The sequence below is a fragment of the Rossellomorea sp. RS05 genome (assembly GCF_039822645.1).
GTDB classification, from domain to species: Bacteria; Bacillota; Bacilli; order Bacillales; family Bacillaceae_B; genus Rossellomorea; species Rossellomorea marisflavi_B.
This window is the reverse complement of sequence record NZ_JBDKWY010000002.1, coordinates 366,971-387,624: the sequence shown is the minus strand read 5'-3', so window position 1 is coordinate 387,624 and position 20,654 is coordinate 366,971. Positions and strand designations below refer to the sequence as shown.

General features: G+C 47.2%; 22 protein-coding genes. 7 read left to right on the top strand and 15 right to left on the bottom strand.

Annotated features, from left to right (window positions below; translation table 11 throughout):
* Positions 1–30: 30 nt before the first annotated feature.
* Entirely contained in the window at positions 31–348 is a 318-nt protein-coding gene (locus tag ABJ225_RS09665) for an MGMT family protein (protein ID WP_079515354.1), read from the bottom strand.
* A complete protein-coding gene (locus ABJ225_RS09660) occupies positions 345–2,105 on the bottom strand; it encodes an ABC transporter ATP-binding protein (RefSeq protein ID WP_347319872.1) in 1,761 nt (586 codons plus the stop codon). Before ABJ225_RS09660 ends, ABJ225_RS09665 begins: the two co-directional genes overlap by 4 nt.
* 256 nt (positions 2,106–2,361) lie before the next feature.
* Here ABJ225_RS09660 and ABJ225_RS09655 point away from each other — a divergent pair, with 256 nt between their 5' ends.
* Positions 2,362–3,117: a Cof-type HAD-IIB family hydrolase gene (locus tag ABJ225_RS09655; protein WP_056534597.1), complete on the top strand. Its 756-nt coding sequence runs from the start codon at positions 2,362–2,364 to the stop codon at positions 3,115–3,117.
* A gap of 49 nt (positions 3,118–3,166) precedes the next feature.
* Here the strand turns inward: ABJ225_RS09655 and ABJ225_RS09650 are convergent, their stop codons facing one another.
* The 8 genes from ABJ225_RS09650 to ABJ225_RS09615 form a co-directional block, all read right to left on the bottom strand.
* Complete coding sequence (locus tag ABJ225_RS09650; protein WP_347319870.1) at positions 3,167–5,296, bottom strand: ATP-dependent Clp protease ATP-binding subunit; 2,130 nt, start codon at positions 5,294–5,296, stop codon at positions 3,167–3,169.
* Positions 5,297–5,730: 434 nt separating this feature from the next.
* Positions 5,731–6,075: a hypothetical protein gene (locus ABJ225_RS09645; protein WP_048004989.1), complete on the bottom strand. Its 345-nt coding sequence runs from the start codon at positions 6,073–6,075 to the stop codon at positions 5,731–5,733.
* Between the two features lie 76 nt (positions 6,076–6,151).
* Complete coding sequence (locus tag ABJ225_RS09640) at positions 6,152–6,313, bottom strand: hypothetical protein (RefSeq protein WP_156183417.1); 162 nt, start codon at positions 6,311–6,313, stop codon at positions 6,152–6,154.
* 264 nt (positions 6,314–6,577) lie between these two features.
* Entirely contained in the window at positions 6,578–8,626 is a 2,049-nt protein-coding gene (locus ABJ225_RS09635) for a catalase (RefSeq protein WP_347319868.1), read from the bottom strand.
* A 196-nt stretch (positions 8,627–8,822) separates the two neighbouring features.
* Positions 8,823–9,482, bottom strand: coding sequence for a hypothetical protein (locus ABJ225_RS09630; protein ID WP_347319866.1), 660 nt, complete (start codon positions 9,480–9,482; stop codon positions 8,823–8,825).
* A gap of 47 nt (positions 9,483–9,529) precedes the next feature.
* Positions 9,530–10,270, bottom strand: coding sequence for a hypothetical protein (locus ABJ225_RS09625; RefSeq protein ID WP_218246884.1), 741 nt, complete (start codon positions 10,268–10,270; stop codon positions 9,530–9,532).
* Positions 10,257–11,141 (bottom strand): ABC transporter ATP-binding protein, encoded by an 885-nt coding sequence (locus ABJ225_RS09620; RefSeq protein ID WP_347319864.1) that lies wholly within the window; start codon positions 11,139–11,141, stop codon positions 10,257–10,259. The genes ABJ225_RS09625 and ABJ225_RS09620 overlap by 14 nt, the downstream gene beginning before the upstream one ends.
* A complete protein-coding gene (locus ABJ225_RS09615) occupies positions 11,138–11,518 on the bottom strand; it encodes a GntR family transcriptional regulator (RefSeq protein ID WP_347319862.1) in 381 nt (126 codons plus the stop codon). Before ABJ225_RS09615 ends, ABJ225_RS09620 begins: the two co-directional genes overlap by 4 nt.
* A gap of 180 nt (positions 11,519–11,698) precedes the next feature.
* On the opposite strand from ABJ225_RS09615, the gene ABJ225_RS09610 reads away from it, so the two are divergent.
* From ABJ225_RS09610 to ABJ225_RS09595, 4 genes are all read left to right on the top strand, one after another.
* Positions 11,699–12,301, top strand: coding sequence for a DUF4004 family protein (locus ABJ225_RS09610; protein WP_347319860.1), 603 nt, complete (start codon positions 11,699–11,701; stop codon positions 12,299–12,301).
* Positions 12,302–12,323: 22 nt separating this feature from the next.
* A complete protein-coding gene (locus ABJ225_RS09605; protein WP_347319858.1) occupies positions 12,324–13,112 on the top strand; it encodes a polymer-forming cytoskeletal protein in 789 nt (262 codons plus the stop codon).
* A 397-nt stretch (positions 13,113–13,509) separates the two neighbouring features.
* Positions 13,510–14,862 carry an alkaline phosphatase family protein gene (locus tag ABJ225_RS09600; protein ID WP_347319856.1) on the top strand — a complete coding sequence of 451 codons (1,353 nt, stop codon included), beginning with the start codon at positions 13,510–13,512 and terminating at the stop codon, positions 14,860–14,862.
* Complete coding sequence (locus ABJ225_RS09595) at positions 14,819–16,093, top strand: MFS transporter (protein WP_347319854.1); 1,275 nt, start codon at positions 14,819–14,821, stop codon at positions 16,091–16,093. Before ABJ225_RS09600 ends, ABJ225_RS09595 begins: the two co-directional genes overlap by 44 nt.
* Before the next feature lie 41 nt (positions 16,094–16,134).
* On the opposite strand, the gene ABJ225_RS09590 is transcribed toward ABJ225_RS09595, so the two are convergent.
* The 4 genes from ABJ225_RS09590 to ABJ225_RS09575 all read right to left on the bottom strand — a co-directional run bounded on the left by ABJ225_RS09590 (position 16,135) and on the right by ABJ225_RS09575 (position 18,199).
* Complete coding sequence (locus ABJ225_RS09590; RefSeq protein WP_347319852.1) at positions 16,135–16,761, bottom strand: FMN-dependent NADH-azoreductase; 627 nt, start codon at positions 16,759–16,761, stop codon at positions 16,135–16,137.
* A 130-nt stretch (positions 16,762–16,891) separates the two neighbouring features.
* Positions 16,892–17,029, bottom strand: a complete 138-nt coding sequence (locus ABJ225_RS09585; protein WP_218246892.1) for a hypothetical protein — start codon at positions 17,027–17,029, stop codon at positions 16,892–16,894.
* Between the two features lie 68 nt (positions 17,030–17,097).
* Complete coding sequence (locus tag ABJ225_RS09580; RefSeq protein WP_218246893.1) at positions 17,098–17,625, bottom strand: DUF3189 family protein; 528 nt, start codon at positions 17,623–17,625, stop codon at positions 17,098–17,100.
* Positions 17,626–17,677: 52 nt separating this feature from the next.
* Positions 17,678–18,199: a ferritin gene (locus tag ABJ225_RS09575; RefSeq protein WP_218246894.1), complete on the bottom strand. Its 522-nt coding sequence runs from the start codon at positions 18,197–18,199 to the stop codon at positions 17,678–17,680.
* Positions 18,200–18,328: 129 nt separating this feature from the next.
* Here ABJ225_RS09575 and ABJ225_RS09570 point away from each other — a divergent pair, with 129 nt between their 5' ends.
* Entirely contained in the window at positions 18,329–18,631 is a 303-nt protein-coding gene (locus ABJ225_RS09570; RefSeq protein WP_347319850.1) for a hypothetical protein, read from the top strand.
* 119 nt (positions 18,632–18,750) lie between these two features.
* Positions 18,751–19,446 carry a TerC family protein gene (locus ABJ225_RS09565; protein ID WP_218246896.1) on the top strand — a complete coding sequence of 232 codons (696 nt, stop codon included), beginning with the start codon at positions 18,751–18,753 and terminating at the stop codon, positions 19,444–19,446.
* 32 nt (positions 19,447–19,478) lie between these two features.
* Here ABJ225_RS09565 and ABJ225_RS09560 read toward each other — a convergent pair whose 3' ends face one another.
* Positions 19,479–20,531, bottom strand: a complete 1,053-nt coding sequence (locus tag ABJ225_RS09560; protein ID WP_347319848.1) for an NAD(P)/FAD-dependent oxidoreductase — start codon at positions 20,529–20,531, stop codon at positions 19,479–19,481.
* Positions 20,532–20,654 lie beyond the last annotated feature (123 nt).

The following is a 20,654-nucleotide window of genomic DNA, read 5'->3' as shown; positions in this document are numbered from 1 at the left end:
CCGCTCACGTTTGTGAGCGGGGGCTTTCCTTTATTCCTCTTCCAAAGGCAGTGGCTCATAGCGGTAGTGATCGAGATTGACTGTCCCGTTCTGAAAGAGGACCCCTTCCTGACGAAGAGCTTCCATTTGGTGCTGACCTTCTTTTCCACCTAGACTGATTTTCCCTTTCGCATTCAAGACTCGATGCCAGGGTAACCCGCGCTTTGCACTCATGGAATGCAGGATCCTGACCACCTGTCTTGCACCCCGAGGACTGCCGGCGTGCGCAGCAACCTGTCCATAGGTCATAACCCTTCCATGAGGTATCGACTTGATGATGCAGACTGCACGTTCTGTGAATGGCTTCAATTCTCCAGCCCTTCACGTTCACCGATCCTCAGCTGCTGCTTGGCAAAATCACGGTACAATGCGTGTGAAGCAAATAGTTCTTCATGATTTCCGCTACCTGTCACCCTCCCTTTCTCAAGGAAGATGATCTGGTCAGAATCAACAATGGTTGACAGGCGATGAGCAATCACGATCGTCGTCCTCCCCTTCATGAGATTCTTGAGCGCTTCCTGTACAACGATCTCAGACTGACTATCGAGGCTAGAAGTCGCCTCATCGAGCATGAGGATATCGGGGTCCCTGAGAAGTGCCCTAGCAATGGCTATACGCTGGCGCTGCCCACCTGAAAGCTTGATCCCGCGCTCCCCTACTTCCGTATCGTACCCATCCGGAAGGTCCTTGATGAAGTCATGGGCAAATGCCATCCTTGCGGCTTCGATCATTCTTTCTTCAGATATTTCCCCTTCAAGCCCATAAGAGATATTATCCCGGATAGAACCGGAATAGATCGGACTATCCTGGGAAACGTATCCCAGCAGGCTTCTCCATGATTTCAAGGAGAAGGTGCTGATAGGCGTTTGCCCAAAGCGGATTGAACCGTGTTGGGGGCGATAGAATTGTTCAATCAAAGAGAACAACGTGGTCTTTCCGCTGCCGCTCGGCCCGACGATGGCGGTGACCTTTCCTTTTTCAGCCATGATACTTACTTCTTTAAGGACCATTTCTTCGGTCTCGTACCCGAATGATACATCTTCGAGGATGAGGGCTTCATCAAGATCCTTCACCTCTTCCCCTTCATCGAGGCGCTCCTCTCCAAGCTGAAGGATGGAAAGAACTTTTTCCGTCGCGCCCACTGTTTTTTGGAACTGGGTGAAAAAGACGATGATCTGTGTGATGGGCATGATGATCTGGAACAGGTAAATGAAAAAGGCAACCAATTCTCCTGCCGTCATGGCTCCGGACGTTACCCGAATACCACCGAATCCGATGATCAGGACAAGGACGATGATGATCATGGATGAGACGACAGGTGACATAAGGGACTGGATGATCCCTTCCCTTATCCCCAACCGGTAAAGCTTTCTGATGCCAGCCTTCCCCTTATCAAATTCAATGTCTTCTGCATTCGAAGATTTCACAAGCCTTATTTCAGAAAGGACACGGGTAAGGTTGGCTGAGAAGCTGGCCGTTTCACCTTGGATGCCCCTTGAGATCTCCGCCATCTTCTTGCCTACGGGAATCAGGAACAAGAGAGCGAGGGGAATGATGGAAAACATCACAAGGGTCAATGGCCAATCGAGGTAGAAGAGGACGATGATTGCCCCGGCAACCGAAATGATGCCTGTAATGAATCCGGTGAGATGCTCTGTGATCAGGTTTTTGATGACTCCTGTATCGTTGGTCATCCTGCTGACAGAGTCCCCCGTTTCATGTGTATCGTAATAAGGGACCGGCAGCGTCAACAGTTTACTCCAAAGCTTTTCACGCAGGGAGGCAATGACGTGCTGACCTACCTTGGCGAGCAGATAGACCGAGACACCACCAGCAAGTGCTTGGATGAAAAAGGCTGCAATCATCGCGATGATCACTCCCCTGCTCAGTGAGTCTAAGCTGAAATCATCAATAAGCTTGCTTGTAAGCAGTGGAATGGCAAGTCCTGCGAGCGTCGTCAGGAGACTAAGCCCAAGGGAAATGCCAAACAATAATTTGGGCGGTTTCGTTTCACGGATAAGTGTGAATAGATGCTTCCAAGAATTTTTCTGATTTGAAGGATTCATTGGGTCTTCCTTTCGAGGGTTTTGTCATGCATTAATTATCCTTTGATATGTTGGATCTTATTGTTCGTGGTTGAAAGCAAGAAGAGCATAGGACGTCATTCCGGGTTCCTCGCCTTATGCTTGTCGCCCCATGGCCAGCGCCCTCCGCTTTTCTTTATTCTATACTGTTTTACTCTCTGACTAAAGCTTCTTTCCTAGATGGATGGTGGTTTTTGTATTACACTAGAGAAGAATTCTAAGAAGGACGTGATTGTCAATGCCAACAGATATTAAATTGATCGCACTCGATATGGACGGGACGCTTGTGAATGACGAGGGAATGGTCTCTCCGGAGAATGAGAAGGCTATTGAGCTCGCCAAAGAAAAAGGCATCCATGTTGTATTGAGTACGGGACGCTCTTTGCGCACATGCCGCGATATTTCGGATCAGCTCGGAAGATCCTCTTACCTTGTGACCGTTAACGGCGGGGAGATCTACGACAAAGAGTACAATCTTGTCCATGGGACGCCTTTGGATAACGAGCTTGTGAAGGACCTTTGGAAACTGAAGGAAACCCACGATAAGGATAGCGTTTATTTCTGGTCTTCCACTTCTCAAGGCCTTTTTAACAGCCATAATCCATTCGATGGTAAGATCGAAGATTATAATTGGCTCAAATTCGGCTTTGATATCAAGGATGATGAGGTCAGGAAGGTCATTTTGGACGAGCTTATGAATAACGAAGCACTCGAAGTTTCGAACTCAAGCCCGACCAATATTGAAATCAATCCAGCCGGCGTGAACAAGGCCGCGGCACTCGTCAAAGTATGTGAATGGCTCGGACTATCCATGGACCAAGTGATGGCCTGCGGAGACAGCCTGAATGACATGGCCATGATTCGTGAAGCCGGGATCGGTGTCGCCATGGGCAATGCACAGGAATCAGTCAAGGAGGCGGCAGACTGGGTAACCGGCCGCAATACGGATCACGGGGTGGCACAGGCCATTCATAAACTATTGGAGCAACAATAATTCTCTACAATAAAAGGCGTATCGGCCAAACCGATACGCCTTTTTGTCTTTATGAGCCGACGATAATATTGTCATCTTTCACAGACACGTTTACTTCCTTCACACCGTCTTCTTCAAGAAGTAGATCGGCGATGCGATCTTCCACCTGTTCTTGGATGACGCGGCGGAGAGGACGTGCACCGAATGCAGGATGATAACCAAGGTCCACCAGTTTTTCCTTGGCGACCGTATCGACCGTAATGGAGATGCCTTGTTCGGATAGATCCTTCCTTAGATCATCGAGCATAAGGTCGAGAATCGTAAGAAGTTCTTCTTTTTCGAGTGATTGGAACTGGATGATGCTGTCGAAGCGATTCAAGAATTCCGGTTTGAAGTACGCTCCGAGAGAGGTCAGAATGTTGGTTTCTTTGATAGCATCCGTTCCACCTGTATCGAAACCGACGACTTTTTCCTTCACATCCGTCACTCCGGCGTTGCTTGTCATGATGATGACAGCATCCTTGAAACTGACTGTCCTTCCCTGGCTATCAGTTAAACGGCCATCTTCAAGGATCTGCAGGAACATATGCTGGACATCTGGGTGCGCTTTCTCGATTTCATCAAGAAGGATGATGGAATACGGGTTCCGTCTTACCTTTTCTGTAAGCTGACCTGATTCCTCATGACCGACATATCCAGGTGGTGATCCGATAAGTTTTGAAACAGAGTGCTTCTCCATATACTCACTCATGTCAAGTCGGAGCATCGCTTCTTTGGAGCCGAAGAGTTCTTCTGCAAGGGTCTTCGTGAGCTCGGTTTTCCCGACACCGGTAGGGCCGACGAAGAGGAATGTACCGATTGGACGATGCTTCGCCTTCAGTCCTGCACGGCTGCGGCGGATGGCTTTAGCCACTTTTTTCACGGCTTCCTCTTGGCCGATGACTTTGCCGGCAAGATTTTCTTCAAGTGATTTCATGCGCTCACGATCGTCGCTTTGGAGCTTGCCGACAGGAATACCTGTCTTAGATTCCACCAGGGATTGAATAAGCTCGGTTTCGACAGTGGCATCATGTGTTTGATGTCCCTCATCCAACTGTTTTTCAATAGCCGCTTCCTGATCTCTCAGGCGGGCTGCTTCTTCATAGTTCTCTGCTTTTGTAGCCTGCTCTTTTTTCAACTTAATGTCACTCAGCTTTTGATGAAGTTCGGCTGTATCTTTTCCTTCAGACAGCAAGTTCACTTTTGAACCGGCTTCGTCCATGAGGTCGATCGCCTTATCAGGAAGGAAGCGATCCTGGATATAGCGGTGTGAAAGCTTCACACATGCTTCAAGGGCTTCATCCGTGAATGTGACTTTGTGGTACGCTTCGTATTTACCCTTGAGGCCTTTCAGGATTTCAATGGATTCCTCAAGTGTAGGCTCGTTGACCATCACGGGTTGGAAGCGGCGTTCGAGAGCCGCGTCTTTTTCGATCTGGCGGTATTCTTTAAGGGTTGTCGCTCCTATGACCTGAAGCTCACCGCGGGCGAGGGCAGGTTTCAGGATATTTCCTGCATCCATGCTTCCTTCCGCAGATCCTGCACCAACCAGCTGGTGGATCTCATCGATGAAGAGCATGACGTTTTTACGGTTTTGAAGCTCATTGATGATACCTTTCAGGCGCTCTTCAAACGAACCTCTCACACCTGTTCCCGCTGTAAGGGAAGCGACATCCATGACATAGACTTCTTTATTCATTAATTTCGAAGGCACGTCTCCAGCGACGATTTTCAATGCAAGACCTTCCGCGATAGCCGTCTTACCGACACCCGGTTCCCCGATGAGGACCGGATTGTTTTTGTTGCGGCGATTCAGGATTTCGATCACCCGGTCGACTTCTTTGTCGCGTCCGATGACAGGGTCGATCAGTCCTGCTCTTGCTCCGTCGGTCACATTGCGTCCGAATTGGTCAAGCAACCCTCCGCCCCTCTGTTGAGTCTGCGGCTGGCTTCCTTGTCCGGACTTGAATCCTGACTGCTGGCTACCTCCGATATTCATGCCTTTAAATAATTCATCGAACGGGAATCCACCGTGCATTCCAGAAGGTGCGGTCTGCTGTTGAAAGCATGTTGAACACATATGCACTTTGGATTTCGTTCCGTTCACTTGAGTAAACAATTCAATGGTTGCCTGATGTTGTTGACAAACTTCACATTTCATTGTGTATGACCTCCTGTTCAAAATTCATCAATAGGTAAGGTCTCATTTGACTTTGACTAACTTTGACCTTATGAACATAGTATACTCTGACCTTTTTTGACTTTCAAGGTTTTTGCTTATTTTTTTATTTCACCCTGTCTTGTTATGGAGTGTGAAAAAAGTATAAAACCTCATTGATTTTCTCTCAAGTAATTTGCTCGGTAAATAAATCTCCATATGACGGTTCGTTCACTTGGTGAATTGTTTCATTCGTTCGAAATTATTGGATCATATCTTCCGCAAGAGGCCCTTTCCGATTTCGAGAAAAGCGATTAGCTTAGACTTCTTTCAAAAGTTATATTTCTCCATTATAGATATTTCAGCATACAAAATAAAAATGATCCCTGATTTATCAGAGATCATTCATCTATGTGAATCCTTATTACAGGAGAATTTTAGTACCATTGCTCCCAGTTGTTTGATTTGATATATTTCTTGATCATTTGTATATCAGACTTCATCTTCTCAATATCCGCATTTACATTGCCTGCGCCACGGTTCATCCGTTTGCTCATGACATTGTTCAGCATGGATGAGATATCGAAGTTCTTTGCCATACCCAGGAGATTTTCCGTTGATCCCAGCCCTGTCCCCTTCATCAGGTTTTTCAGACTGTCTTCATTCATGATGGAATTCATCTGTTCCTTCAATGTATCCATATCGATAGATTGACCTTGATCCTTTGATACTTTGTTGATCATATCGAATAATCCTTCAAGTGGATTTCCTTTTTCGCTCATTCTCCGTTCCTCCCTTCAAGGTCTTCATATTATCTCCTGAAGAAGGGAGCCTGTCCCATCTTCAGGAGCGTCATTCTTACAACTCGCCTACCACTAACAATACAAGTAGCGCAATTCCGATTACTAGTGCCGCAAGAGGGGCAATAGCAAGCGTGATAAGGAACGCAGCCACAAGAATCACCAACAAAAGGCTGTAGAAATCAAATTCATAGCTTGGTTGAGATTTTGAGTAACCCATATCCAGTCACCTCCTTGTTCTTTTCTAGTAAATCACCTTACAACGTTATTCTATGTAGAACTGTAAGTTTCGCATCTGATAGAAGCCTATTTCTAGTAAAACGGGCGAAAATAGACATCAGTATAGATTGAGAGGATCTCTTTGACGCTACTGCTCACAAAACAAATTAAAAACCCGAATTCATTCACCTGATTGCAGGCAAATGAATTCGGGTTTTACTATGACTAAATCACGTTTGTCCCAGCCTCACTGTATTTCTCTTATTTAAACAACTTCACGATCCCAGTGGCGGTGTTCGGAAATGACGGTGATGAATCGTTTGGAGAAATCATCTCCTCCATTCGTAACAACTCCTGAGCCTTGCTGGATACCGGCAGAAGCAAGCCACTCAGATCCTTCATGGACAGCACCGATCGGTTTGAAGTGCGAGAAGGCTTCCTTCACGAAATACTGAGTTTCACTTGTAAACTTCTTATCTACTTCGGTTCCACCAGCGAGTAAGATGCTGTCGAACAGAACCGATTCACCTGTAAGGAATGTATGATCCACCTCAAGCTCCGCCCCGTCAGCTCCTTTGATAACGCCGAGCTTGCCGGATATGATCTCTGGCTGCACCCCTTCTTCTTTAAGAGCATTCAGGATGGCCGATACTTCGCTGTTGAATCCTCCCGCCACGATCACACCGACTTTTCGGGTCTGAGGTTTCTTCTTCGTGTTTTCCTGGCTGAGTGCAGGAGATGATTTCGTTACAGTGGAACCGGCATCCTGAGGAGCCTCAAGGCCGATCTGTTCCGCAAAGCCTTCGGCAAGTTCCTTACTGACATTGGCAAACATGGCCACAATCTGCTTCCTCACGTCCACACTCTCCACTTTTCCAAGCTCAAAGCTGAACGCCTGGATGATGTGATCCTTTTCCGGACGGCTCATGCTGTTCCAGAACATCGTCGCCTGGGAGAAATGGTCTTTGAAGCTCTCACTCCTGGCCCTGACCTTATGGCCCTCAACCTTCTCCTGATAGTGGACATAGCCACCTTCCTCAGGACTTGCCGGTGCAGGGGTATTGTTGGCGAGTGAGTTTTTGTGATAGCTCACCTGACCGCGGTTGATCGTCTGGCGGCCGTAACCATCCCGCTGATTATTATGGAACGGGCAGACCGGTCGGTTAATCGGAAGTTCATGGAAGTTCGGTCCGCCTAAACGGATGAGCTGAGTATCCGTGTAGGAGAAGAGCCTACCCTGTAGTAGGGGGTCGTTGGAAAAGTCGATGCCAGGAACGACAGATCCCGGATGGAATGCCACTTGCTCCGTTTCGGCGAAAACGTTGTCTACATTACGATTGAGCGTCATCTTCCCAATAATCTTCACCGGTACATCTTCTTCCGGCCATAGCTTGGTCGGATCCAATACGTCGAAGTCGAACTTGAATTCGTCTTCCTGCTTGATGAGCTGAACGCCAAGTTCGAATTCCGGATAGTCTCCGTTTTCAATGGACTCAAAAAGATCACGGCGGTGGAAGTCAGGGTCCTTCCCGTTGATTTTCTGTGCTTCATCCCATACGAGGGAATGGGTCCCTAGGACAGGCTTCCAGTGGAACTTCACGAAGTGTGCCTTCCCTTCATCGTTGACAAAGCGGAATGTATGGACACCAAAGCCCTCCATCATGCGGAGACTTCTTGGGATGGCACGGTCGGACATGGCCCACATGACCATATGCGCAGATTCCTGGTTATTGGCGACGAAATCCCAGAATGTATCGTGGGCGGAAGCAGCCTGCGGCATTTCATTATGAGGCTCCGGCTTCACCGCATGGACGAAATCAGGGAATTTGATGGCATCCTGGATGAAGAAGACTGGTATGTTATTCCCAACAAGATCGTAGTTCCCTTCTTCTGTATAGAACTTCGTTGCGAACCCGCGGGCATCGCGTACGGTTTCAGCAGACCCCTTCGATCCTGCCACCGTAGAAAACCGCACGAATACCGGCGTCTTCACGGATGGATCCTGAAGGAATTTCGCCATTGTATAGTCTTTCATCGATTCATATACTTCGAACTCACCGTGTGCGGCATAGCCCCTGGCATGGACGATGCGCTCAGGGATCCGTTCATGGTCAAAGTGTGTCATCTTCTCACGGAAGTGGAAATCCTCGATCAGGGTCGGACCGCGTTCCCCCGCCTTGAGGGAAAATTCATCTTCCGATACCTTCAGGCCCTGATTCGTGGTGAGATGCTTATCCTTATCATCCACACGGTACTGTTCCAGCTGTTCATCCTTGCTATTCCCGTTCACCTTGCCATGACGTTCATTACTCATTCTCTCAACCCTCTCCACCTGTTTTGTAATGCTGTTTACTATGTAAACAAATCCACTTACAAACTACCCTTCTATTGGTAGAATAAACATGATTTTCTGGAGAGGTATTCCTCTTCACCTATTATTTTCATAGAAAAAGAGGCACCATCCAAAGATGCCTCCTTCCTCCCTTATTCTATTCATTTTTCGTCATCGATCATTCTAGATCCCTTACCCATTCAACGGGGCCTGATACGAGTGTACCTTTTGGAACTGTGATATAAACAGTTTCATAGCCGATACTTGAATCGTACATTCCTTCCTCGAATAATGGCTTTCCTTTGAACTGCTTCGTGACAAACGAACTACTATATTGATTAATCGTAAGCGTTTTCTCAGGTTGTCCTTTAACGATCAATGTCCCCTCCTTAAAAGAAACTTGTGGTGAGGGTACTTCACTCGTTATATCCATTTTTCGCACGATACTTCTCGATACAATATGGTGGACCACAATTCGGTCTGCTTCACCCCTGTCGTCGATCAGAATGAAAGGATCGCCTACATTCCAATCCACCGTCTTTACATCGAATGATTTTTTGGGATAGGGAAAATCCCATTCTTTTTTCTGAATAGCTGTTGAAAGCTTATCAATCGTTCCATCCTTCAGTCCATTCATGAATTGTTCATATTCCTTCTCTTCATTAGGGTAATCGTCATTATATGGATACTTTACATTTTTTAAATGAGCAGGAACAAGAGCAAAAACGAGAATCGAGCATAGCAAAAGAATTGAGTACCCCGCCAAGATTTTTTCAGGAAGAATGCGTCTACTGCCCTTTCTTGTTCTGATACGCTTAAATGAAAAACCGATCAACAATGCAAGTAGCCCAAAGATACCAATCAGTGATATGAGACTAATGATCATCATGGTCTCACCGCCAATCTGTTTCCAGCAGTAAAGGTGATTAATAGGAGCGAAATGCTGACAACTAAGAACTTCCCAATAAATAAGAGGAAGGACGTTTCATTAAAAAAGAATTGTAATATGTCTTCAGTAAAAAATCTGATTCCAAGAATAAATGACATTGTAATCGGTATCCCGATAACCACCAAAGGGATGATAAAAAGGAATATTTTTTTGAGTTGAACCAAAATCCCACAAGTATACCCGATAAGAGAGAATAGAAGTAAATAAACACAGGATCCGATCACACCTTGAAACGTTGGGGTCGACCCTTCAAAGATTAATGCCGTATCTTTGAACAAAAGTAACAGATCTCTTAGTAAGTAATCTGCCCCAATGGCTGTAAGTCCACCAATAATGGAGGAGATAACTAAAAACAACAGCGATGAGATTTGACTGGTCATTCTCGTACTTACCATAACAAAGTCATCATATCGGTAAGCTTTAGTTGTAATTAATATGGCTGTCATGAGCCCCCAAAGCATCGTGAAAATCAAGATCAAACTTCCTGAGTACCCGTACACATTGTATGACAAGCCGATAGATGAGGAACCGCTCATACTACTGGTACTACCAAAAGAAAACAACAAAGCCAACACTTGAACCGTAATCAACGACGTATAAATCCCCCTATACGCCTTCAGCTTATACCGAAGCTGTTTCATGACGATACTCCAAAAGTCTGCCTTAGCGATAGACATCATCGATTCCCCCTTTTCCTCTTCCTGTGATGTACACGCATGCGTCTTCTGCCGCTACTTCCCTGACCGAAAACGTTTCAGGGATCCGCCCTTCAAGCCGGTCCTGTCTTACAGCAGCTAACGTCAGGTGAGGGGTGGTGACTTTCATGTGAAGCACGTCCTGCGCGGAAGCCCATTTTTCAAGTTCTTCTTTCGGTCCGCTCACTTCGATGACAAGCTGCCTGACTTCATCAACGGTCTTATGAAGGCACAGTCCGCCGTCCTTCATGAGGAGGATATTCTCTATGAGATCCTCCATCTCGGTCAAGAGATGACTGGAGAGGATCATGGTCCTCGGATGGGCGAGATAATCCTTCAGCATCATGCGATAAAAGTCCTTCCTTACGGCTGCGTCCATACCCGTGACGGGCTCATCCATGATGGTCAAAGGGCACCGTGCAGCAAGGCCGACAATGACATTGAAAGTGCTTTTCATGCCTTTGGACAGCTGGCTATGATACGCATTTCCGTCAAGGGAGAAATGGGCCATCAGCTTCCGGGCGATCTCCATATCCCAATTGGGATAGAAATCCTTCATGGCATGGAGGATTTCCTTCAGATTCAGATAAGGGGAAAAGGTCATTTGGTCATCCACATAGATACTGTTGGCGGATACCTTCAAAGAATTGAAGGGAGTTTCTTCAAAAATGCGGATTTCCCCATCCGTCGGCCGTATGAAGCCTGTCAGGAGCTTCAATAAAGTCGTTTTCCCTGCGCCGTTCCTCCCGATCAAACCCGTGATTACATTCTCCTCGATCGTGAAGGTCAGCTGATTCACGGCCTTTTTCCCAACGTAGGTCTTTGAGACTCGATTACACTCGATGACACTCATTCTTCATTCCTCCTTCCCATTTCTTCCCTGATCAACCGGATCAGTTCGTCTTCCGATACATTCAGATACGCGGCTTCCTTCACCAGATTTTCGATGAGTTCCCCAAGCGTTTCATTTTTTCTCCTCATCAAAATGATGTTCTTGGCCTTTTCCGATACAAACATACCCAGCCCCCTTTTTTTGTACAGCACTTCTTCATCTACTAATAGTGATAGGCCCTTTCCTGCCGTCGCCGGATTGATATTGAGCATGTCGGCGAGCTGATACTGGGAGTACACTTTCTGATCTGCCTGTAGGGCATCAGAAAGGATCTCCGTCTCGATCCATTCGGCAATCTGGACGTATATCGGCTTCGAACTGTTTGAATTTAAGATCAAGAGTGCATTCACCTCTTCCCACCATAGTGCATTACTGATGTAATGTACTATATACTGATTTCCATTGTTTTGCAATAGGCAAAGAGGAATTTTTTTCAAACTCACTTGCCAACGTAACATTGTTCTGTTATTGTGAATACAGATATAACGTAACAATGTTTTGTTACAAGGAGGTTGAGTATGAGTGAAGAACTGATTTCAAAACGTGAAGTCCTCGATATGACCGGCATTTCCTATGGACAGCTCTACCGGTGGAAAAGAAAGAACATCCTCCCTGAAAGTTGGTTTATCAAAAAGTCCAGCTTCACGGGACAAGAAACCTATTTTCCAAAAGTGAAGGTGCTCGAACGCATACAAAAAATCAAAGAGCTGAAGGATGACCACTCCCTCGACGAGCTATCAGCGATCTTCTCTCCTGATTCGTCCACCATCCAACTGAGTGGACAGCAGGTAAGGGCACTGAACCTGATACCGGAAGATCTTTGGAACCTGTTCCAAGTAAGGGAAAGCTTTACCGGTCAGGATCTGCTGCATGGCAAGGTCGTGTACCAAGCCAAAGAACAAGGCGTCAAGGAAGAAGCACTGAAGGAGCTGGTTTCCTTTCTGGAATCATCCCCTCCTCCCCTCGACTACTTGCTCATCGGCATGAGTAAAGGATCGGAATGGATGTGGATGCAGCTTCCCGGTGACAGTAAATGGGTCATGGAAGAATCCGCGAACTCCTTGGAGATTGACATCGGTTCGTTGATGGAACAAGTGAACGGCAGCATTGCAACAAAGTGAAAATATTTTGAGGAGGATCATGATGAGTACAGCTCAAACGAAATTACATGACTTGAAGATCAGTGGAAGCGGGACATCGGGAGGCGGAACATTCAAAGATGTAAAAATTAGCGGGAGTGGGAAAATTCACGGCGATCTATCCTGCAAGGAATTCCATATGTCGGGTTCGGGTAAGGTGAATGGAAAAGTGGACGCGGAGCAAATGAAAACGAGCGGTTCATCCGTGTTTTCAGGCGATATCGAAACAGGGACCTTCACCGTAAGCGGCTCTTCCAAATGTAACGGGAACCTTACCGCACAAGAAGTTGACATCAGTGGATCGGTGAAGATCGCAGGCAATTTATGCGCTCAGACACTTGAGAGCAGCGGTGCCTGTAAAGTGGACGGAAAGATCCAGGGGCAATCCTTAGAGACAACCGGCTCTCTCAAGGTCGGCAAAGACTGTGAAGTGGAAAGCTTCACTTCTTCAGGCTCCGTCCATATTGACGGATTGCTGAATGCAGATAATATTGAAATCAAGCTGCATCATCACTCCTCCATCAAGGAAATCGGCGGCGAAACAGTGGTGGTCAAACAGAGCCGCACGGGGAAATTCTTCAAGCAGGTGGTCAATTTCTTCACACAAAAGGATGAGTTCCTACACTGTGACCTCATTGAAGGAGATCTCATCACCCTGGAAAATACAAAAGCAAAGCTCGTTCGCGGAAAGCACATCATCATCGGAGAAAATTGTGAAATCGATCATGTGGAATATTCCCATGAACTCGATACAAAAGAAAATGCAAAGGTCGAGCGTTCAACCAAGATTTAATCACGAGATTGGGACAAAACAAAAAAGGTCATGACGAACAATATCAGTATGGCTTCTTTATACCGCTAATGATTTCCGTGCAAGACTACGCTTTCCGCGGGTAGCCCGTGAGCCTCCTCGGCAAGCCTGGGGTCTCACATCCGCTACTCTTCCCGCTGGAGTCTTCGTCTTGCACTCCAATCAACCGCTAGGATCAAGTAAATAGTAATGGTCATGAACCAAATCAAAAACCCGAACGATCTCAGGCAAGATAGTTCGGGTTTTACTATGACTTAAACACTCTTGTCCCAGCCTTTTTTCATTTCCTTTACCTGTTTTTAACAAAAGCACATATATACATTCTGAATCTTCTGCTATATTAATAGATATATAGTATATTTCCCTGTTGGAGGTACACATGACCCGCCTGACTGAGCATCTTATCGTCGTATCATTTGACTGCCTGTCTTCACTGGATTATCCCCTTTTGCAAGAGCTCCCGCACTTCAGACGCCTGCTCGATGAAGGGGCATTATGCCGGAATGTGCGCACCATTTATCCATCAGTCACCTACCCTTGTCATGCGTCGATCGTGACGGGTAACTATCCGAAGCGTCATGGGATCATCAATAATACGCTCATCCAGCCGGGACGCCCTTCGCCCGACTGGTACTGGCACCGCTCTCACATCCAGGGAACCACCCTCTACGATGAAGCAAAGGCAGCCGGGCTTACAACGGCCGCCCTTCTATGGCCCGTCACTGCGAAAGCAAACATCGATTACAATCTTCCCGAGATATTCGCCAACCGTCCGTGGCACCACCAGATCATGGTTTCACTCATGAATGGGACCCCGCTCTATCAAATGGATCTTCAACGGCGATTCGGTTCAATAAGGAACGGACTTGAACAACCCGCTTTGGATGCTTTTGTACTAGAGTCAGCGGTCCATACGATCCGCACGAAGAAACCAGGCCTGACACTCATCCATTTCACCGACCTCGATACAATGAGGCACTACCACGGATTCTCTTCCAAGGAAGCTGTTGATGCCATCCACCGTCATGATGATCGCCTCGGAAGGATCATGCATGCACTGGATGAAAGTGGGTGTGAGTATACCTTGATTGCTTTGGGCGATCATAGTGCACTCGACGAAGAGACAGCCATCCAACTGAACGTATGCTTTAAACAGAAAGGTTGGATTACATGTGATCGAAAAGGAAAGGTGACCGACTGGCAGGTTTATGCAAAAGGGTGCGACGGCTCTTCGTATGTGTATGTAAGGGACGATCGTCTTATGGATGAGATCCACCAACTATTGAAAGCGCTTCAAAAAGAAGAAGGAATTGAAGCCATCATCACGGGATATGAAGCCGGGCTCATGGGTGCAGACGGAAGTGCTGCATTCATGCTAGAGGCAGAGAGAGGCTATTACTTCAAGGACTTCACCGAGGGCCACTTTCTTCATCGCATTTCACCGGAAGATGTCAAGGATCGCACCTATACATGGGGTTCTCATGGGTACTCCCCTTTTAAAGAGCAGTACGGGACTATATTCATGGCCATGGGCAAAGGAATCAGAAAGACGGAAATCCCCGTAATGAATCTTGTGGATGAGGGGCCTACCATGGCACGCCTCCTCGGCCTTGACCTTGGGAATACAGATGGGATATGCCGAGATGAATTACTGGACGCAGCGAACATTGAACAGGAGGATCAAAAGGATGAAAAAATTCACAAAAGAAGAGAACAGTTGGATCCTTTATGATTGGGCGAACTCAGCCTATTCCATCATCATCTCCACGGCGGTTTTCCCGCTATTCTTCAAGGCAGCCGCTACAAGTGCAGGAGTGAGTTCCGTGGACTCCACGGCGTATCTCGGTTACACCATTGCCATCGCGACGTTCATTTTGGCCATGCTCGGTCCGATTTTGGGCACGATTGCTGATTACGAAGGCTACAAGAAAAAATTCTTCACCTTCTTCTTCACCCTGGGTATCATCTTTACAGCTTCCCTCGCCTTCATTCCAGGGGAGCAGTGGATCCTCCTCCTCATCTTTTACACGGTTTCCACTGTAGGGTTTGCGGGAGCCAACGTCTTTTATGATGCCTTCCTCACCGATGTGACAAGTGAAGACCGGATGGACCGTGTTTCTGCGAGGGGCTATGGGCTCGGTTACATCGGAAGCACGATCCCGTTTATCATCGCCATCGCCATCATCGTGCTCGCCCAGAGCCAGGTCATTCCCATCGCCGTCGAAACGGCCAGTGGCATCGCCTTTGTTATAACAGCCATATGGTGGGGGATTTTCACCATTCCACTTCTCAAGCATGTCAAACAGCACTACTTCATCAAACGCGAAAAAAACCCTGTTGCGAAAAGCTTCAAACGCCTCGGCAAGACCTTTAAAGAAATCCGGAAATACAGAGCCCTTTTTCTATTCCTATTGGCTTATTTCTTTTATATCGATGGAGTCGGTACGATCATCACCATGTCCACCGCCTATGGAAGTGATCTTGGCATCACTTCTACCAACCTGTTGATCATCCTATTTGTCACCCAAGTGGTGGCAGGGCCGTTTTCCATCCTTTACGGCAGGCTTTCAGAGAAGTTCACGGGGAAGAAAATGTTGTACGCAGGCATCGTCGTCTATATAGGCGTCTGCATCTACGCCTATTTCCTTGAAACAACCCTCGATTTTTGGATTCTTGCCATGCTTGTCGCCTCCTCTCAGGGCGGTATCCAGGCACTAAGCAGATCCTATTTTGCCAAGATGGTTCCTAAAAAGAACGCCAATGAGTTCTTCGGTTTTTATAATATTTTCGGGAAATTCGCATCGATCATGGGACCATTGCTCGTGGCTGTGACGTCCCAGGTGACAGGGCAGTCGAACAGCGGGGTGTTCTCGCTGGTGATCCTTTTCGTGATCGGGATCGTCATCCTCGCCTTTGTACCTGAGCCTAAGGAAGAATCCGTCGATCGCTCCGCCATCATCTGATAGAAAAATCCGGCCGAAACCATTTCGGCCGGATTTTCTTATTAGAACTTCGGAGCAGCGGCTTTTGCCTTTTCAATGGCTTCCGCTTTGATTTCTTCGGCTTTATCCGGCATAGCCGCATGCCCTTCGACGAAGATCCCTTCAAAAGACGGTACCCCGAAAAATTGCATGATGATCCCAAGATATCGGTGACCCATCTCAAGCTCCGCCTGGGGACCATGGGAATAGATGCCACCTCTTGCCTGGATGTGGATCGCCTTCTTGTCCGTTAAAAGACCGACAGGACCATTCTCTGTATACTTGAATGATTTCCCTGCGACGGCAACCGAGTCTATATATGCTTTCATGACCGGTGGGAATGAGAAATTCCAGAGTGGCGTGACGAACACATATTTATCGGCTTCGACGAACTGTTCCGAAAGCTCATTCAGGCGGCTTACCTTTGTCTTCTCATCCGGGGACAGATCTCCACCTGACTGAAGTTTCCCCCATCCACTGAACACATCGGCATCGATGGCCGGTATATGTTCCTTATAGAGATCAAGATGGGTGATCTGGTCATCCTGGTGGCTTTCTTGATAGGACGTCATGAACGCGGATGCAACCGCCATGCTGTAAGATTGGGTTTCATCGTGCGGGTGTGCGGTGATATATAGAACCTTTGCCATGTCGGAAACTCCTCCTTTTATGCTCTCTTCTCAATTGAAGAAAGAACCTCCATAGTTTTCTCTTTCGGCAAATGATTATCCCGTTTTTCAAAAAAAGAGCGACCCCAGTTGTATGAACGTGGGTTCGCTCCTATTCATTCTTCCATTCCGTATGGATTCCCGAGATGCTCTTCCGCATGTCTTCGGTCAAAACGAAGGGCCCCTGTACCCCTTCGCCTTCCTTGACTACAGGATGACTCCCATCATAATGCAATGGTTTTCCTTCCATATGATCACACCTCCGTTTTAATCGCTCGCATCTCCGGATGACTGATTCTTTATACCTATTTCTCCTTCTTACAACTTTTTCCCTTTTTTGTACTGATAATATTTATTTTCAAGGTCAATTATTTGTCCCTGATGTGTTTCATATGCGTTGCGTTTTGTTTCTTCCACAAGCTTTTCCAGATACACCCTGCACTGCTTCGCTCCCCTTAACAGCAATGGGACACCGATGGCATCCAGCCCGAGTCCCCTGGCAAAAAAACCACCTGCGGTCATGACCGGGGGCACAACGGGGGATGTGTTCGAGAAAATGATCTTTCCGTCACGATCATAGCGGGAAAGAAGCATCTTACTTACATCTTTCATGGCGGGCAGTACATACTTAGAAGACCGTTTCCCGATTGTATACACATCATGACCGTCATGATCCGTCCCTTTGAAAAAAAGGTGGCCGGCATCTTTTTTCTTCAGCTGATTGAAGTCCGGGATATCTAGGATTTCCTCATCGGTCCACTCTCTATCCGGAAGCAATCTCAGGTGGATCGCTGCAGCCATGGAGGTCGTGTGGGTCCCGCCAAAATCATGGTAAATAAAAATCATCTCATCACCCTTACCGATTATCTTTTTATCAGTATGGGCCTTTTCCTACTTTTTATCCCCCTGCTGCACCCGCTCCTCCTGCGGCCCCAGCCGGTGTCCTTTGCCCGAGCTCCTGATCGAGGACCAAGATGGCGGCTGAATTGTTCCCTGCAAGGGTCAGCCGGTCTACAATCGTTTTTGACTGGGCTTCTTCATCGACCTGCTCACGGAGGAATTCCTGAATGATGATGGCAGACTGTTGATCATTCTGGGCAGCGTACTCATAAGCTTTCCGGTATGCATCCGTGACGAAACGCTCGTGCTCCAAGACCTTTTGGAAGGTTTCAAGCGGTGTGCCGAAGGTGTTCGGCTGTGCAGGGAGAGCCGCCAATTCAACCACACCCCCACGATCAGTCAGGTAGTCGATCAGTTTCAATAGATGCGTCCTCTCTTCTTCCGATTGGACCCGAAGCCAATTGGCCATTCCTGTGTAGTTTTGATTGGCAAGGTAAGCAGACATGGCAAGGTATAGGGTGGTAGAAACATGTTCAATTTGAATCAGATTATTGATGAGCTTTTGCATCTGTTCATTCATGATCCTTTTCCTCCTTTTGTTCATTAGGGACTCATGCCCATTACATTCATATATATAGTGGATGGAAGCAGGATATGAATAAATAACCTTGATGATTCTTTGGGCATATATTGTACAGAATGAGAAAGGGTGGATGACATAAACATCTATGCAATCAGGAATCACAGACCTGTTCACGGCGGAGGCGGTCACGTCAACTGGGGCAACAGCTCGGCCAGCTGGCATCACGGGGGCGGATGGAATACAGGAGGTTGGAACCACGGTGGAAACTGGGGACCGGGTTGGAATCATGGATGGGGGTATCCCGGTGCAGGCTTCGCCGCAGGAACGGTCACCGGTCTTGCCGTTGGGGCAGCTGCCTCACCAGGACCCTACCCTGTCCCCGTGCCCGCTTATTCATATCCCTATCCTTACCCCTATCCAGCACAGTAGGCTGTCGGCCGGTCATTTGCCGGCCTCTTTTTCATTTTGGGAAAATGGGATGACGATGGTTTTAGTGCTATAATAAGTGGGCAACATACTGCTTGAGATAAGAAACAGGAGGAACCATTATGGATTTATCTTTTTCATCCGAAGCCATCATTGCGCTGTTGAAGATCATCGCCATTGACATCATCCTGTCTGGTGATAATGCCGTAGTCATCGCCATGGCTACGAGAAGACTCCCTAAAGATCTGCAGAATAAAGCTATCTTCTGGGGCACAGGCGGCGCAGTCATACTAAGGATATTATTTGCAGCTATCATTGTTTATCTTTTAAAGATCCCTTATGTTCATCTGCTCGGAGGCATCCTTTTACTATGGATCGCCTATAATGTCCTCGTCGAAGATGAAGGAGATGCCGATATCAAATCGCATTCCAAACTGGGACAAGCAATCGGGACCATCATCCTTGCCGATGCAGTCATGAGCCTTGATAATGTCGTGGCAGTGGCAGGAGCCGCTCATGGTCATATCGGCATGATTGCACTCGGGGTATTCATCAGTATCCCGATCATGATCTTCGGTTCGAAACTCATCGTCAAGGTTCTCGAGAAATATCGCTGGATCGCCTACTTGGGCTCGGGGATCCTTGCCTATACGGCAGGGGAAATGATCGTCGGGGATGAAAAATTCATGAAGTTCCTGAACCTTCATGAAGGTCCTGCCACCATGACAATCACGATCGCCCTTACCATCGCCATCCTTTTGATCGGCTTCCTGGTGAATAAGCGCAGATCCTCTAAACACGAAAACCAATATGGGTAAATAAAAAAATCCAGACAGCTGTCTGGATTTTTTTATTTACCTACCATCTTTTTGATCAATTCACGGTTCCTCTTTTTGAATACTTCGTTATGGGAAGACACCATTCCTGACCGGTCGGCATCTGGTGAAATAAAGTTTTTTGCACGGTTGACGGCATTCGCCGCGTCCTGAAACGCTCCTGCGATCAAATGGACCTTTCCTTCGTGCTTCAAGATATCGCCTGCTGCGTACAATCCTTCCACGGATGTTTCGCTCACGGCATTCCCTTTCATATAAAAGTCATCCAGCATTTCAATGCCGAGGGAGCTGTCTTTCAAGAGAGAGGAATCGATTTCGAACCCATGATTGACGATGACGTCGTCGACCGACACGACCGTTGTATTCTTTGTCTCCACATTCATCAGCTCCACCTTCTCGATCCTCTCCCCGTCCTCAGAACCGATCAAGCGCGTAATGGTTGTGTTGAATAGGCAATCGGCCGAGCTGTTCATGAGCTGGGAGCATTGGGCTTCATGCCCGGTGAAGGAAGCCTTCCTGTATGTGACCATGACCTTTCCTGCCACAGGCTCCAACTCATTCGCCCAATCAACAGCCGAGTTCCCGCCTCCGGAGATCAAGACGGTCCTGCCCTTGAATTGTTTGAGGGATTTCACTGTGTAATGAAGATTGGACACCTCGAACCGCTCTGCTCCTTCGATCTTGAGTTTCTGAGGATTGATGATGCCACTCCCCACCGCCACGATGACCGTTTTGGACAAATGGACATCACCTGAATCTCCTTCAAGAATAAAGATTCCCTCCGAATCTTTTCTGATAGACGAAACCTTTTCATTGAGTACGACGGTCGGATCGAATGTGAGACCCTGCTTCACGAGCTGCTTGATCAGATCGGCCCCCGATAAAGGTGTAAGGCCCCCGACATCCCATATCATTTTCTCTGGATAAACATGGATCTTACCGCCCAATCGCTGCTGGGACTCAATCAGCTTCGTTTTCATTTCCCGTAATCCACTATAGAAAGCAGAATATAGACCAGCTGGCCCTCCGCCGATTATCGTGACATCATAGATCTCCTTCTCTCTCATCCTAATCCCCCGCTATCTAAATGATTATCATTCTCAATTACATCCTACCTCTTTTCATCTGTTTTGACAACCAATTTTCTATTGACAATGGGCAAAAAGGAATATAACATGAGTATTAGTTGA

Bases quoted from the DNA above. Each gene is read 5' to 3' on its own strand.
- ABJ225_RS09660 (WP_347319872.1), bottom strand. From the start codon at position 2,105: ATGAATCCTTCAAATCAGAAAAATTCTTGGAAGCATCTATTCACACTT.
- ABJ225_RS09655 (WP_056534597.1), top strand. From the start codon at position 2,362: ATGCCAACAGATATTAAATTGATCGCACTCGATATGGACGGGACGCTT.
- ABJ225_RS09650 (WP_347319870.1), bottom strand. From the start codon at position 5,296: ATGAAATGTGAAGTTTGTCAACAACATCAGGCAACCATTGAATTGTTT.
- ABJ225_RS09645 (WP_048004989.1), bottom strand. From the start codon at position 6,075: ATGAGCGAAAAAGGAAATCCACTTGAAGGATTATTCGATATGATCAAC.
- ABJ225_RS09640 (WP_156183417.1), bottom strand. From the start codon at position 6,313: ATGGGTTACTCAAAATCTCAACCAAGCTATGAATTTGATTTCTACAGC.
- ABJ225_RS09635 (WP_347319868.1), bottom strand. From the start codon at position 8,626: ATGAGTAATGAACGTCATGGCAAGGTGAACGGGAATAGCAAGGATGAA.
- ABJ225_RS09625 (WP_218246884.1), bottom strand. From the start codon at position 10,270: ATGTCTATCGCTAAGGCAGACTTTTGGAGTATCGTCATGAAACAGCTT.
- ABJ225_RS09620 (WP_347319864.1), bottom strand. From the start codon at position 11,141: ATGAGTGTCATCGAGTGTAATCGAGTCTCAAAGACCTACGTTGGGAAA.
- ABJ225_RS09610 (WP_347319860.1), top strand. From the start codon at position 11,699: ATGAGTGAAGAACTGATTTCAAAACGTGAAGTCCTCGATATGACCGGC.
- ABJ225_RS09605 (WP_347319858.1), top strand. From the start codon at position 12,324: ATGAGTACAGCTCAAACGAAATTACATGACTTGAAGATCAGTGGAAGC.
- ABJ225_RS09600 (WP_347319856.1), top strand. From the start codon at position 13,510: ATGACCCGCCTGACTGAGCATCTTATCGTCGTATCATTTGACTGCCTG.
- ABJ225_RS09595 (WP_347319854.1), top strand. From the start codon at position 14,819: ATGAAAAAATTCACAAAAGAAGAGAACAGTTGGATCCTTTATGATTGG.
- ABJ225_RS09590 (WP_347319852.1), bottom strand. From the start codon at position 16,761: ATGGCAAAGGTTCTATATATCACCGCACACCCGCACGATGAAACCCAA.
- ABJ225_RS09585 (WP_218246892.1), bottom strand. From the start codon at position 17,029: ATGGAAGGAAAACCATTGCATTATGATGGGAGTCATCCTGTAGTCAAG.
- ABJ225_RS09580 (WP_218246893.1), bottom strand. From the start codon at position 17,625: ATGATTTTTATTTACCATGATTTTGGCGGGACCCACACGACCTCCATG.
- ABJ225_RS09575 (WP_218246894.1), bottom strand. From the start codon at position 18,199: ATGAATGAACAGATGCAAAAGCTCATCAATAATCTGATTCAAATTGAA.
- ABJ225_RS09565 (WP_218246896.1), top strand. From the start codon at position 18,751: ATGGATTTATCTTTTTCATCCGAAGCCATCATTGCGCTGTTGAAGATC.
- ABJ225_RS09560 (WP_347319848.1), bottom strand. From the start codon at position 20,531: ATGAGAGAGAAGGAGATCTATGATGTCACGATAATCGGCGGAGGGCCA.